Origin of the sequence: Nocardia sp. CDC160, assembly GCF_035818795.1 — a bacterium.
Taxonomy (GTDB): Bacteria; Actinomycetota; Actinomycetes; order Mycobacteriales; family Mycobacteriaceae; genus Nocardia.
Genome location: NZ_JAYKYT010000004.1, coordinates 1301992 through 1315645, shown reverse-complemented (window position 1 = coordinate 1315645; position 13654 = coordinate 1301992). Strand labels below are relative to the sequence as shown.

15 protein-coding genes are annotated in these 13654 nt (G+C 68.6%); 9 read left to right on the top strand and 6 right to left on the bottom strand.

The genetic code is table 11. The features are described 5' to 3' along the window. Positions 1-67: 67 nt before the first annotated feature. From VMT40_RS27520 to VMT40_RS27505, 4 genes are all read left to right on the top strand, one after another. Positions 68-1297, top strand: a complete 1230-nt coding sequence (locus VMT40_RS27520) for an AAA family ATPase (RefSeq protein WP_326361673.1) — start codon at positions 68-70, stop codon at positions 1295-1297. Then, positions 1294-2520, top strand: a complete 1227-nt coding sequence (locus VMT40_RS27515; protein ID WP_326361672.1) for a vWA domain-containing protein — start codon at positions 1294-1296, stop codon at positions 2518-2520. Before VMT40_RS27520 ends, VMT40_RS27515 begins: the two co-directional genes overlap by 4 nt. A 54-nt stretch (positions 2521-2574) precedes the next feature. Further along, the gene (locus VMT40_RS27510) at positions 2575-3060 is read left to right on the top strand and encodes a hypothetical protein (protein ID WP_326361671.1); all 486 of its coding nucleotides are present in this window, start codon (positions 2575-2577) and stop codon (positions 3058-3060) included. 251 nt (positions 3061-3311) lie between these two features. Then, positions 3312-3584 carry a three-helix bundle dimerization domain-containing protein gene (locus tag VMT40_RS27505; protein WP_326361670.1) on the top strand — a complete coding sequence of 91 codons (273 nt, stop codon included), beginning with the start codon at positions 3312-3314 and terminating at the stop codon, positions 3582-3584. Positions 3585-3650: 66 nt separating this feature from the next. Here VMT40_RS27505 and VMT40_RS27500 read toward each other — a convergent pair whose 3' ends face one another. The 4 genes from VMT40_RS27500 to VMT40_RS27485 are packed head-to-tail and all read right to left on the bottom strand — an operon-like array spanning position 3651 to position 6962. Next, positions 3651-4130: a hypothetical protein gene (locus VMT40_RS27500; protein WP_326361669.1), complete on the bottom strand. Its 480-nt coding sequence runs from the start codon at positions 4128-4130 to the stop codon at positions 3651-3653. Between the two features lie 11 nt (positions 4131-4141). Beyond that, the gene (locus tag VMT40_RS27495; RefSeq protein WP_326361668.1) at positions 4142-5587 is read right to left on the bottom strand and encodes a HAMP domain-containing sensor histidine kinase; all 1446 of its coding nucleotides are present in this window, start codon (positions 5585-5587) and stop codon (positions 4142-4144) included. Then, positions 5584-6267: a response regulator transcription factor gene (locus VMT40_RS27490; RefSeq protein WP_326361667.1), complete on the bottom strand. Its 684-nt coding sequence runs from the start codon at positions 6265-6267 to the stop codon at positions 5584-5586. The genes VMT40_RS27495 and VMT40_RS27490 overlap by 4 nt, the downstream gene beginning before the upstream one ends. 50 nt (positions 6268-6317) lie before the next feature. After that, positions 6318-6962, bottom strand: coding sequence for a hypothetical protein (locus tag VMT40_RS27485; RefSeq protein WP_326361666.1), 645 nt, complete (start codon positions 6960-6962; stop codon positions 6318-6320). A 174-nt stretch (positions 6963-7136) separates the two neighbouring features. Here VMT40_RS27485 and VMT40_RS27480 point away from each other — a divergent pair, with 174 nt between their 5' ends. Together VMT40_RS27480 and cax are read left to right on the top strand one after the other, a co-directional pair. Continuing rightward, a complete protein-coding gene (locus tag VMT40_RS27480; RefSeq protein ID WP_326361665.1) occupies positions 7137-8150 on the top strand; it encodes a YdcF family protein in 1014 nt (337 codons plus the stop codon). A 57-nt stretch (positions 8151-8207) separates the two neighbouring features. Beyond that, the gene (cax, locus tag VMT40_RS27475) at positions 8208-9269 is read left to right on the top strand and encodes a calcium/proton exchanger (protein WP_326361664.1); all 1062 of its coding nucleotides are present in this window, start codon (positions 8208-8210) and stop codon (positions 9267-9269) included. Here the strand turns inward: cax and VMT40_RS27470 are convergent. Continuing rightward, positions 9241-10245 carry a GlxA family transcriptional regulator gene (locus VMT40_RS27470; RefSeq protein ID WP_326361663.1) on the bottom strand — a complete coding sequence of 335 codons (1005 nt, stop codon included), beginning with the start codon at positions 10243-10245 and terminating at the stop codon, positions 9241-9243. The two genes, cax and VMT40_RS27470, sit on opposite strands and share 29 nt — an antisense overlap. A 95-nt stretch (positions 10246-10340) precedes the next feature. Here VMT40_RS27470 and VMT40_RS27465 point away from each other — a divergent pair, with 95 nt between their 5' ends. The 3 genes from VMT40_RS27465 to VMT40_RS27455 all read left to right on the top strand — a co-directional run bounded on the left by VMT40_RS27465 (position 10341) and on the right by VMT40_RS27455 (position 12918). Continuing rightward, positions 10341-11036, top strand: coding sequence for an HD domain-containing protein (locus VMT40_RS27465; RefSeq protein ID WP_326361662.1), 696 nt, complete (start codon positions 10341-10343; stop codon positions 11034-11036). 128 nt (positions 11037-11164) lie between these two features. Next, complete coding sequence (locus VMT40_RS27460; RefSeq protein WP_326361661.1) at positions 11165-11977, top strand: SAM-dependent methyltransferase; 813 nt, start codon at positions 11165-11167, stop codon at positions 11975-11977. After that, positions 11974-12918: a GGDEF domain-containing protein gene (locus VMT40_RS27455; RefSeq protein WP_326361660.1), complete on the top strand. Its 945-nt coding sequence runs from the start codon at positions 11974-11976 to the stop codon at positions 12916-12918. Before VMT40_RS27460 ends, VMT40_RS27455 begins: the two co-directional genes overlap by 4 nt. A gap of 27 nt (positions 12919-12945) precedes the next feature. Here VMT40_RS27455 and VMT40_RS27450 read toward each other — a convergent pair whose 3' ends face one another. Further along, positions 12946-13536, bottom strand: a complete 591-nt coding sequence (locus VMT40_RS27450; RefSeq protein WP_326361659.1) for a TetR/AcrR family transcriptional regulator — start codon at positions 13534-13536, stop codon at positions 12946-12948. Positions 13537-13654 lie beyond the last annotated feature (118 nt).

Here is a 13654-nt window from a genome sequence, read left to right as displayed (position 1 = left end):
GTGCGCTCACTGCCATTACCGATCCCATCGGATCCATTCAATTCGTCTACCCCACAAGGTGATTCATATGCCTATCGACACCCATGTCCATCGGAGCGATGCCTCCCAACTCGATATCGCCGCCGACCTGCTGACGCTGCTCGGCGCGACCACCACCGAACCGCGGCCCGACAATCAACTCGAGGCGCTCACCCTGGCCGTGGCGGCCGATCTGCCGGTATTGCTCTGGGGTGAGCCGGGGATCGGTAAGACCGCGGCGCTCACACAGCTGGCCGAGACGCTGGATCTACCGTTGACCACGGTCATCGCGAGTGTGCATGAGCCGTCGGACTTTTCGGGGCTGCCGATTGTCGGGGACGACCCTGCTGAGCAGGGTGTGCCGATGGCTCCACCGGATTGGGCGGTTCGGCTGGTGCGAGCCGGGAAAGGCCTGTTGTTCCTCGATGAGTTGTCCACCGCGCCTCCGGCGGTGCAGGCCGCGCTGCTGCGGCTCGTGTTGGAGCGGCGGATCGGGGCGCTGAAACTGCCTGCGGGCGTGCGGATCGTGGCCGCCGCCAATCCGCGGTCCTCGGCGGCGGACGGGTGGGAGTTGAGCCCGCCGCTGGCCAATCGGTTCGTGCATTTGCAGTGGGTTCACGACCACGATGTGGTCGTGCGCGGTCTGGGCGGTGTCTGGCCGCGCGCCACGCTGCCCCGGCTGGATCCGGAAAAGCTCACGGAGGCCGTGGATTACGCGCGCCGAGCGGTCTGCGTCCTGCTGGCGGCCCGGCCCAAGCTCGTCCACCAGATGCCCACCTCCGAGACCCGTCGGGGCGGTGCCTGGGCCTCGCCGCGCAGTTGGGAGATGGCGTTGCGGCTCATCGCCTTCGCCACCGCGGCCGGATCCTCGCGAGATGTGCTGTCGCTGTTGGTGCGTGGCACGGTGGGCGACGGTCCCGGCTTCGAACTGCTGACCAGCTTGGACCGCATGGACCTGCCCGACCCGGAAACCCTGCTGGCCGATCCGGCCGCCGCGATCCTGCCCGAACGCGGCGATCTGCGCCAGGCCGTCCTCGACGGCGTGGTGGCGGCGGTTCGCAAGCGCCCGAGCCGATCCCGCTGGGACGCGGCGTGGGCGCTGCTGGTGCGGGCCGTCGAGACCGGCGCGCCGGACCTGGTGGTGGTCCCGGCCACCACGCTGGCCACGCTGCGACAGGACGATTGGGCCGTCCCGGCCGCGATCGAACAGCTCGCCGGAGTCGTCTCCATCTCGCAGCGCGCCGATCGCGCCGCCGACCTCGTCCGGGCGAACCAATGACCACGGCGACACTGGATCTGGAGAAGCTCTGCGCCGCAAGGCTGTACGCGGTACGCGTGCGGCCCTACCTGGCGACCGCGCTGTTCGCACTGCACCTCGTCGAGTCGCCCCACACCCCGACCATGAGCGTGGACCGATACTGGCGCTGTTACGTGTCACCCGCCTTCGTGGACCGCATGCCCGTCGAGGAACTGGCCGGGGTGCTCGTGCACGAGGTGTCGCATCTGCTGCGCGACCACCACGGCCGCGGCGAACGCTTCGCCCGCGAACACGACGCGCACGGTCCCGGAGAAGCCTTGCGCCGCAATATCGCCGCCGACTTCGAGATCAACGACGACATCTTCGGCGACGGACTGGTCCGACCCGAGGGCGCGATCCTGCCGTCGGAGCTCGGCCTGCCCGCGGGCAAACTCATGGAGGAGTACCTGCGCGAGTTCCACTTCGGGCCGTACCCGCCCGAGATGGCGTGGCTGGACTGCGGCAGCGGTGCCGACGGTGAGGCCCGCCCCTGGGAACTGGGTCCCGACGGCGCGGACGGCCTCACCGAACAACAGCGCGACGCGGTCCGGTTCCGAGTCGCGCAGGGCATCAACGCCCGCCCCGGCAATGCCCCCGAAGGCTGGCGGCGCTGGGCCGAACAGGTCTTCCACCCACCCCAACCCTGGCGCGACCTCCTCGGCGCGGCCCTGCGCGCCGCCGTCTCCGCGCCCGGAGTGGGCGAGGACTACACCTACGGCCGCCCGGCCCGCCGCTCCGCCGGTCTGCCCGGCGTGGTGCTGCCGAGCCTGCGCCGCAACCCACCCCGGGTCAGCGTGATCATCGATACCTCGGGGTCGGTCAGCGATGCCGAACTCGGCAGCGCCCTGCTCGAGGTGGCCGCGATCGCGCGTGCCGTCGGCGGCCGCCGCGACCTGGTCACCGTCCTGTCCTGCGATGCCGCCGCCCGCATCGCCCACCCGCTGTGCGCCGCCGAGGGCATTCCGCTCGTGGGTGGCGGCGGCACCGACTTGCGCACCGGTTTCGCCAAAGCCCTACGCGCCCACACCCGCCCGGACGTCATCGTGGCCCTCACCGACGGGCACACGCCCTGGCCCGCGACCCGGCCGCCGTGCCGGACCGTCGTCGGCCTGTTCTCCCGGACCACGACCTGGAGCGAAGACGATCCCGGCTACACACGCGCACGCCCACCGGCCTGGGCGCGGACGGTCGAGATCGGGTGCTAGCGTCGAGCCTCGTCAGGTTTGTCCAGTTCAGGGGGATGAGAACGGAGTGACGTGATGCGAGCTGTATACAAGGTCGCGGCGATAGCGGCGGTGCCGTTGTCGGCGTTCGTGTCGGCCGGTCCCGCCGCCGCGGACGGGCCGTTGTACTTCGATCCGGTCCAGGTCACCGTGGCACCGGGCTGTTCGGGCAAGGTCACCGCCGAGATTCAGGCCAGCCAGGGGCAGCAGGCGCGCGAGTTCGCGAATTTCATCGACAGCTCGACGCGGGTGACGGTGGGTTTCACGCCGGACTCCGGCCCCGCCCCTTCCGGCTCGACCTCCCCGTCCAATGCCGCCGACTGCGAGGTCACCACCACCGTGACAATGCGCAATCTGGACACCGGGGCGAGCATGACCGACACGCAAACCACCCAATACGACAGCCATTACGGGTGGCATGCCGCATTCTTCACCCTGCCCGGTTCGGGTCATGTCGCCGTCCAGGTCAGCACGAATCCCAGCCCGTCGGAACTCACGATCGAGGTCCCCGCGCCCTTCTGATGAATGGTGCTGTTGCAGTTGCAATTTCATTTGGCGATTGCATTTGTCGCTGTCGACGACTTGCCGTGCCGAGTGAGTGACGAGCTGTGCCATAAAGGGATTCGGGGGAGAAATATTCGGCGGTTGACACGACACTCGAGTGGCACGGTCCGGGAGTCACCATGATCCCGGGCCGTTGTCCATTCCACCGCGCAGCCGCTGAGGGGTCGGGTGCCGGTGTCACACAGTCACATGGAGGGCGAGATCAGGGCATGACGGCATCCGAAGAGGAGCACCAGATCAGCGAGCTCGTCGCGCGGCTGGCCGACAAGTTTCCCCATCTTCCGGCACGCGTCGTCGAAGAGGAAGTCCGTGGCATTCACCGTGAATTCGAGGACCACCGCGTCCGGGAATTCATACCACTACTGGTGGAGCGGATCGCCGAACGAAACCTGAGCCGACGCGTGTCCTACCGCGCCTCCCATCCCACCCCCGGCGACGAGCTCCGCAGACCCAAGCAGTTATTCCATTCCGCTGACGTTTAGCGGGCACGGGTGTGCCGACGATCCGCGCTCTCCGGCAAGGAGAGTCGGCACCGTACCCGGTGAATGTCAGCGCAGCAGTGGACAGCCTCGGGGGCCGATCGTTTCTCCGATGCTCGGCACGATGCGCACGGTCGAGAGTTTGCCGCCGGATTGGCGATGCACCCCCAGGGCCGTGCAGGCCAGCTGCGACACCGCGGGAGCGGTGAGTTCGGCTGCCGGATAGGGCATTTCGATGGTGATCTCGGTGCCGATCTCACTGACCGCGGGCCGCCGGGCAGCGGAGTCGGGCGGCAGTTGCGAGTGCAGTCCGGGGGCGGGCGCGGTGCGCAGCAGCAGATCTAGGGCATCGGCCATGGAGCCGAGATTGCCCGCGTCGCGGAACTCAGGCACCAGCGCACCCTGGCCGTCGAGGTAGTAGAGGGTCACCCCGGGGGACAGGCCGGTGGCGGCGTCACCGGCATCGTGCACCTCGGAGGTGGAGATGGTGCACCCGCACAGCAGTACCGCCAGCAGGGGAGCGGCCGCCGCGCACTGTCGAATCATCAAGCACTGTCGAATCATTGTTGTCCTCCGGGGTTTTGCGCCGCCCAGCGCGGAAAGCGAGCCGTGAAGCGGGCTCCCGCGCCCGGCAGGTTCTCCGCGGTCAGATCGCCGCCGTGCAGCCGGGTGTGCTCGCGGGCGATGGCCAGCCCGAGACCGCTGCCCTGCGAGCGGGATCGGGCGGGATCGCCCTTGTAGAAGCGATCGAAGACCCGGTTCGGATCCTCGCCGGGCAGGCCGGGACCGTGATCGGTGACCGTGATGACGACCTCGGAGTCGGTGCCGCGCACCGCGATCACCACCGGGGGCGCGCCATGGCGCAGCGCATTGCCGACGAGATTGGCCACCACCACATCCAGCCGTCGCGGATCGACCTCGGCCGCAATGGATTCCGGTGCGTCGATGGAAACCTGATCGGTCCAGCCGCGGGCGCGCAGGGTGGCGTGCAGGGCCGTGGGAATGTCGGCCCGCTCCGGGTGCAGCCGTTCGGCGGTGGCGTCGAAGCGCGACACCTCGATGAGATCGGCCACCAGACCGGTCAATCGGCGGGTGGCCTCCGATATCAGGCGCGCCGAGGTGCGCTGGTCCGCGGTGAGATGCTCGGAATCCTCCTCCAGCACATCGACGACCGCGCTCAATGCCGACAGCGGCGTGCGCAATTCGTGCGAGACGTCGGCGACGAATCGGCGCGACTCCGCCTCGGAGCGGCGCAGGCGGGCAATGGAGCGCTCGAGTTCGGCGGCCATCTCGTTCACGGTGCGGGCGAGCTCGGCGAGCTCGTCGTAACCGCGCGGGCGCACCCGGGCCGACAGGTCGCCGTCGGCGAATCGCCGTGCGGCACCGCGCAATTCACGCACGGGCCGCAGCACACCGCGGGCGGCCAACAGAGCCGCCAGCACGGCGACGGGAAGTGCCAGGGCGCTGGTCATGATCGCCGAGCGGCCGGTGGCATCGATGCGGGCCTGGGTCTCCGACAGGTCGACCACGGAGAAAACCTCGACACCCGACCGGCGCTGAGCGCCATTCACCTCGGTAATGAGAATCGGCATACCCAGAGCCAATTTCGGCACGCCCTCCGAAGTATGTACCCGTTGCAGAACCATGTGATTGCGCTCGGCGGTCGCGGCCCGCAACTCGGGATCGATGAGTTCGAGATGGTCACCCGCGCCGGATTGCATGCTGCCGTAGGTGATCAACGCGTTGTCCCCGACCACCTCCCGCAGCCGATCCAGGGTGAGCTGGGTGGGCGGGCAGCTGACATAGGGCGCGACGGCGGTCACCCGCTGCCGCAGCGCGTCGATGGCCTGACCCTGCGCGTCACCGACGAGTGCCGAACGGGCCGTGACGAATCCGGCCCAGGAGGCCAGGGCGGCACCGGCGCTGGTAGCCAGAACGAACGCCACCAGCAGGCGGGTGCGCAGGCCGGTCGGCCAGCCCCTCATGCCGGTCGGCAGGGCCCTCATACCGGTCCGAACCGGTAGCCGAAGCCGCGCACCGTCTGGATGTAGCGCGGGACGGCGGAATCGTCCTCGACCTTGGCCCGCAGTCGTTGGATGCCATTGTCGACCAGCCGGGAATCGCCGAGATAGTCGTGCTCCCAAACCTTTTCGAGCAGCTGCTGGCGGCTGAGGACCTGGCCGGGCGCGGCGGTGAGCTCCAGGAGCAGCCGCATTTCGGTGGGGGTCAACGCGATCGGCTCGTCGTGCTTGGTCACGGTCATGGCCTGCCGGTCGATGCTCAGCGCGCCGAAGCGGTCGACGCGCGGCGGCTCGGTGGTGCGGCGGCGCAACACCGCCTTGATGCGAGCGTCGAGCACCCGGGGCAGCACGGGCTTGACGACATAGTCGTCGGCTCCGGCCTCCAGACCGCTGACAATATCGATATCGTCGTCGCGGGCGGTGACCATGATGATGGCGACCGCGGATTCGGCGCGCAGCCGTCGGCACACCTCGAAGCCGTCGATGCCGGGCAGCATGACATCGAGCACCACCAGATCGGTGTCCCCGGATCGGGACAGTTCGACGCCTTCCTCCCCGGTCTCGGCGGTCCGCACGGTATGGCCCTGCCGTCGCAGGGCCATACCGAGGCCTTCGCGGATCGCCGGATCGTCCTCGACCAGCAGAATGCTCGCCACGGTCGTCATCTTCGCATCTGGCTATCTGATAGCAAACGATCGAGGGACGCGCGCGCCGCTCAGAGCGGCAGGATCTGCCAGGCCGCCTCGACCGGCGGGCGCACCACGTTCTCGACGGGCTGGGGCAGTCCGCGCAGGAAGTCGTCGACGGGTGCGGGCAGCGGCTTCTTCGGCGCGGGCGCGGGCATCGGGCGCGGGTTGCCCGCGCGGTCGACGCCGTGCCGGTTGAAGCCGTGGCGGTCGAAGCCCTGGCGATCGAAGCCCTGACGGTCGAACCCGGCACGGTTGTAGCCGTTGCGGTCGTACCCACCGCGGTCATAGCCCCAGCGGTCGAAGCCGTATCGGTCGTAACCATGCAGACGGTCCTGGCGCTCTTGGCGTTCCTTGCGTTCCTTGCGTTCCTGTCGCTCCTTGCGCTCCTGGAGTTCCTTCCGCTCCCGTTCCTTGCGCTCCTGCTCCTGACGCTTCTCGAGTTCGACGAGCTCCCGGAGCGCCTTGCTCACCTCGCGATCCTTCTCGGTCTCGCCGCCGGGCCGCTTGGTCTCGCAGCCGCCGGTCAGGCAGGTCACCGTCTCGGGACGGGTATCGCCGGGCGCGGCCGAGGCCGGTGCGATGGCCAGGGTCATGGGCAGGATCGCCAGGGCGGTCACTCCGGCGGCGAGCTGGGCGGTTCGTTTGCCTCGCAGGGTCTTTCGCGTGTTCACGGTTTCCTCTCGACAGCCGCGCTGTCATTTGCTGGGTAATTGCTTGCAGATCGATGGCACCACCGGATTCTGAGAATTGACTGGGATTCGGGCCCCTGCGACAGAACTGCGACAGAGCCACGACGCGCCTGCGATGACCGGGACAAGGCCGGGACCCGCGGTTACTGTTGCCACGTGGTAGCTCTCGCACTCGGCATTCTTGGATTGGGGATCTTCGCGCTGCGCGTGCGTCGGGAGCCGCGCCGACTCGGCAACGGCGTGGTACTTCTGATCGCGTTGGCGTTCACCGTCATTGGAGTGATTCACACCGACAGCGGCAGCGCGCTGTCGCTGCTGGCCGCGGTGATCGTCGTCCTCTCACCGCTGCTGGTGCTGGTCCTGGCGGGGTTGCTCATAGTGAACGGGGTGCTGATGGTGCGTCGGGAAGGGCTACGGGTCGCGAACCTGCTGTCCTTCGGCCTCGGCGTGGTGCTGCTTGCGCCCTACGTGCTGTTTGTCGTGGCCCTCTACAGCCAGAACCTGTGGTTCGCTGCCACCTTGGCCGCGATCACCCTGATGATCGGCTACATCGGTTTCGTGCTGCTGGCCTTCCTGCTGTATTCCTTCGTCTATCTGCGCCTGCCCTATCCGCGCACCCCGGCCGCCATCGTCGTGCACGGTTCGGGTCTGATCGGGGCGCGCGTGCCCCCACTGCTGGCGAGCCGATTGGACAAGGCGCTCGACGTGTATCGCGGGGCATTGAGCCTCGGTCGTCGTCCCCTGCTGGTCACCAGTGGCGGCAAGGGTGCCGATGAGGCGGTGGCCGAAGCGGATGCCATGGCCGACTATCTGATCGCCGAGGGCCTGCCCGCCGAGGCGATACTGCGCGAGGACCGTTCGACCACGACCCGCGAAAACCTGCTGTACTCCCGCGATTTGCTCGCCAGCCTCGGTGCACCGATCCCGGTCGTGTTGGTTACCAGTAACTTCCACGCCCTGCGCACCGGAATCCTGGCCCGCAAGCTGGGATTGCCCGCGACCGTGGTCGGCTCCCCGACGGCGTTCTACTACGTGCCCAGCGCCATCCTGCGCGAATTCGTCGGCATCCTCTTCGAACACAAGTGGGCACACACTCTCGCCTGCCTGGCCCTCGCCGCGCTTCCCCTCCTCGCCGTGGCGACCCTTCCGGCGGATCCGGGCTGGCACTGAGCGTGTCGCCGCGCCGATGTGGACCGTCGCGGACGCTGGCTGGGGATGATCGTGGGCATGGCGTTCTCGGGATCGGATTGGCGGCTCATCGGGGTGACCGGCGCGGTGCTGGTCGCGGCGGGCGTGACCCACTACGCGCGGATCGGCGGGACGGTCGTGCCGTTCATCGCCTCGGGTGCGGCGCTGGCATTGCTGGCCAGTCTGGTCGGACGCAGTGTCGAGCAGGTCGGGGAGCGATTGGGGGCCGGGGCGACCGGGGTGGTGCAGAGCGCGCTGGGGAATCTGCCCGAGCTGTTCGTGGTGCTGTTCGCGCTGAAAAGCGGACTGTACGAGGTGGCCACGGCGACCATCGTCGGCTCGATTCTGGCCAATGTGCTGCTGGTGCTCGGATTGGCGTTCGTGGTCGGGGGCGTGAAGAACGGGACCCAGTACTTCGAATCGGCGGCGGCCCGCAGGCTCTCGTTGATGTTGACCCTGTCGGTCGCGGCGCTGGTGGTTCCGGCTCTCACGGCCCTGCTGCACACTCCGGCGGCCGGGCATGAGCGCGCTTTGTCGGTCGTGGTGTCGATTCTGCTGTTGGTGCTGTTCGCATTGTCTTTGCCCGCCTCGATGAAGCGACAGCACGAGCCCGCCGAGGAACCCGCCGAAAAGTCGGAGGTGCGCTGGCCGCTCTGGCTGGCGGGCGCGATGCTCGCGATCACCGGTGTCGCGGCGGCGCTCGTCTCGGACTGGTTCGTCGCGGCCCTGACCCCGGCCATGGATTCGCTGCACATCTCGCAGACCTTCGCCGGTCTGGTCATTGTCGCCATCGCCGGTAACGCGGTCGAGAACGTGGTCGGCATTCAACTCGCCTACCGCAACCAGTCCGACCATGCCCTCTCGGTAATCCTGCAGAGCCCCATCCAAATCGCCATGATGGTCGCCCCCGCCCTGGTCCTGCTCTCACCGCTGGTCGGCGCGTCCTTCACCCTGGTGCTGCCGCCCCTGCTCCTGGTCGCCCTGCTGCTCGCGGTCGTGGTGACCATCGTGGTGGTCCTCGACGGCGACTCCAACTGGCTCGAAGGCACGGCCCTGGTGACCCTCTACGGCATCATCGCGACCGCTTTCTGGTGGGGCTAGCGAGAATTCGCCGCGGCTCGGCGGTGTGGGTCGCGCGGAAGTTGGCCCGGTAGGGCAGGGGAGCCAGGCCGGTGTGCCGGGTGAAGTGGTGGCGCATGGCGGTGGCGGTGGTGAAACCGGCATGGCGGGCCACGGTTTCGATGGAATGGTCGGTGGTCTCCAGGAGCTGGCGCGCGTAGCGGATGCGGGCGTGGAGCAGCCACTGCAGGGGAGTGGTGCCGGTCTGGGATCGGAAGTGGCGGTTGAGACTTCGGATGCTGAGGGCGGCGTGGTCGGCGATCTCGGCGAGGGTGAGGGGCCGGTGCAGGTTGGCGGTCATCCAGTGCAGGGTGTCGTCGAGGACGGTGTCGGTCGTGTCGGGATCGGGGTGGGTGATGAATTGGGCTTGGCCGCCCCGGCGTTGGGGCGGCATGACGGTGAAGCGGGCGGTGTCGGCGGCGACGGCGGCACCGAGGTCGCGGCGGACCAGGTGCAGGCACATGTCGAGTCCGGCGGCCACGCCCGCCGACGTGCAGATCCGGCCGTCCTCGACATAGAGCACGGCGGGGTCGATGTCGATGCGCGGGTGGCGATTCGAGAGTTCGGCAGCGTAGCGCCAATGTGTGGTGGCGCGGCGATCGTCGAGCAGTCCGGCGGCGGCGAGGGTGAAGGCCCCGGTGCACACCGACGCGATGCGGGCCCCTCGGGCATGTGCTTCCCGCAGTGCCCGAAGGACTCTCGGGTCCGGGTCGGTGAACGCGGTACGGCCGGGGACGACGATGGTGTGCGCGTCGGCGAGCGCCTCCAGATCCCAGTCGGTGTGCAAATCCATTGCGCCGAACAGTGATTCGGTGCGCACCCGCCGTCCGGCGGCGACGATGCGGATCTCGTAGGCGGGCGTCGGTGCCAGGGCATTGGCGGTGCCGAAGATCTGCCCCGGGACGGCGAGGTCGAAGGCGACGACATTGTCGAGGGCGAGCACGGCCACAACTCTCATGGCCAGATTTTAGCGATACGCGGCATTCTGGCCACTTCTCGAGCGGCGGTGGGCTCGCCAGAATCGGCACGTTCCCTACGAAACGGAGTCTTTCCATGACCACGCACGTGACCGCCGACACCGCCGCGCGCGCCGAATTCGGCGTGCCGACAACGGAATTGGCGGTGGCCGCCGACGCCCTGGCCGCCTCGGTGTCCCCGGATTTCACCTACAACCACTGTGTGCGCAGCTACCTGTTCGCCCGCGAGATCGCGGCGGCCTCGGGACTGCGCGCCGATACCGACTACGACGACGAACTCGTCTACATCGCCTGCCTCCTGCACGATCTGGGCGCGACCGAACACGCCAATACCGACCAGCGTTTCGAGGTCGACGGCGCGGACGCGGCGGCGGAATTCCTCACCGCCCGCGGGGTGGATCCGGCTCGCGTGAAACAGGTGTGGGATGCGATCGCGCTGCACACCAGCGACGGCATCGCGCATCGCTTCGGCCCGGTGGCGGCGGTCGCGCAGCAGGGCATCGCCACCGACATCATGGGCGCGTTCCGGGATCGTCTCAGTCCCGAATTCGCCGCCCGCGTCCATGCCGCCTGGCCCCGCCACGACGTGGGTTACGCCCTGCCCGCGGTCATCGCGGCGCAGGTGCACGCGAATCCCGCCAAATCCTCACCGATGAATTTCGCGAGCCATTTGCATCGCCTGTACTACCCCGGCAGCGCCCCGGCGCTCACCTGGTTCGACATGGTCGAGGCGGCCGGATGGGATGACAAACCGGTCGGTCATCCTCGCTAGATCGGGTGGCGCGGCGGTCCTTCCCCACGGTGAGCGCGCTTTCTCGGTACTCTGATCTTCGGGTAGGGCGAGGATCGTGGATTTGTGGCGGGGAAACGATTGATCGATGGTGGGGAGGATGCGTGCCGATGGAGCCCGAGAAAGCCGATGGGCGGCCGGAATGGGCGCCGTTGACGGTTGATCTGGACCGGCCCAGCGCGGCGCGGGTGTGGGACTACTACCTGGGCGGATCGCACAACTTCCAGGTGGATCGCGCGTTCGCGCGGGAGGCGATGGCGCGGATGCCCGATGCGCCGGTCATCGCGCGGGAGAATCGGGCGTTTCTGGGGCGGGTGGTGCGCTTCCTCGCCGAGCAGGGGATCACCCAGTTCATCGATATCGGGTCCGGGATTCCGACCGTGGGCCCGGTGCACGAGACCGCGCGGGCGACGCGGCCCGGGGCGCGGGTGGTGTACGTGGACAATGATCCGGTCGCCGTCACCCACAGTCGCGCGCTGCTCGAGGGTGATCCGGACACCCTCGTCGTGGAGGGTGACCTGCGCGAACCCGAGGAGTTGCTGTCCGCCGAGGGTGCCGGTCGGCTGATTGATTTCAACCAGCCCGTCGCGGTCCTGCTCATCGCCGTGCTGCATTTCATCCCCGACTCCGATGATCCGATCGCGATCCTGGAGCGCATCCGCAAGCGACTGGCCCGCGGCAGCTACCTGGTGATCGTGCACGCCAGCGCCGAAACCGACGCCCACCACGCCGCGGCGGACCTGTATCAGCGCACGCCCACCCCGTTCACCATGCGCACCCGCGACGAGATCCAGCGCTTCTTCGACGGATTCGAGTCGGTGCCACCGGGATTGGTCGCGCCGACGGCGTGGCGGCCGGACCCTTCGACCGAGAAGTCGGCGCTACGCACCCCCGGATTCGCCGGTGTGGGGAGGCTGCGATGAGCGTGCGGCGAATGGGTACGACCCGATCGGACCGCTGCGACCGCGAACACACCCTGCGGCGGGCCGCCGAGGAATACCTGAAACTGCTCGCGGCATGCGGATATACGGGCACCGGCACCGTGGCGGCCGCCGAGATCGCCGCCGAATTCCTGCGTGAACTCGACCGGATCAGCACCGACGACCCCGAGAACGGCAGTGCCGCAAGGGTACTCGGCGCCCAACTGGCCACCGACCTACCCGGCCTGCCGACCAGCTCCCGCTTCGTCGGCCCCCTGGCGAGCGCCCTCATGCTCGCCGCCCCGCCCGCCCCCGCCGACGTGACCTGGGCCCTGCACGCGGGCACCGCGGTCGCCGGATACGCCGAGTCCCTGGCCGAACGTGCCCTCGGCGAACACGAAACCATCCTGCGCGCCGCCGTCGCCGCCCGTGAACACCGCATCACCGAACTCCAGGACCGCCTCCACCACGCCGCCACCCACGACCGCCTCACCGGCCTGCCCAACCGCGCCGTCCTCGAGGAACGAATCCTCGAACCACTGTCCGCCGCAGAACCATTGGCGCTCCTGGTGGTCGACATGGACGGCTTCAAGCAGATCAACGACCGGCACGGCCATCGGGTCGGCGACGAACTGCTCGTGGCCGTGGCCGAGCGGCTGCGCGCCGTCACCGATCCGGCGGACTGCGTATGCCGTTACGGCGGCGACGAATTCGTCATCGCGACCACCGCCGGTGAGGAAGCGGCCGAACGCATTGCCGAACGCATCCTCGCCGAGATAGCCCGCCCGTTCGAGCTGTCGACGGGCCCGGTCGACATCCGTGCCAGCATCGGCATCGCCACCACCGGCGCGGGCACCCGCGATGCCGCCACCCTCATTCACGACGCGGACGGCGCCATGTACGCCGCGAAGGCCGACGGCGGCCACCGCTACCGCACCCGCTGACCCCGGTCACCCGTACGCGTCTGCCCCTCACCGTTTTTCGGTGCGGAGGCCGTCGATGGTGATGGCGAGCATGCGTTCGGCGGCCTCGGGCGTGGCCTCGCAGGCGACGCCGATGCCGTGGCCGAAGCGCAGGAGGTCGCGGGGCTCGACATCGGGGCGGATGGCACCCGCCTCCCGGGCCGCGTCGATCAGGATGGTCGCCGCGTCCATGATGGAGGTGCGGCAGAGCTGGAAGACCGGGGTGTTGTGGTCCATGCCCGCCTTCAGGGTGGTGGCCAGGACGCTGTTGGCCATCACCCAGGCCACCTGTTCCCGCAGCCAGTATTCGAAAGCCTCGGCGCCCGAGTGGGTTTCGAGCAGCTCGCGCGCCCGCTGACTCAACTGTTCGATATTGGTGCGGTAGACGGCCTCGATGAGCGCGTCGCGGCTCGGGAAATGCCGGTACAGCGTGCCGATGCCGACGCCCGCCCGGCGCGCGATCTCCTCGAGCGCCACCTCCGGGCCGAGTTCGGCGAAGGCCTGCTGGGCGGTGGCCACGATCCGCTCGTAGTTCCGCCGCGCGTCGGCGCGCATCGGTTTCCCGGGCGGCATCGGTTTCCCGGTCGACGGTGCTTCCACGAACCCTCCACTAGAAAACGGATGGACCCTCCGGATAGTCTTGCGTAAATGGAGGAACCCTCCATATGATAACTCCATCGGAACCGGAGGCTTCCTCCGTTTAACTCCCCTTCGATGG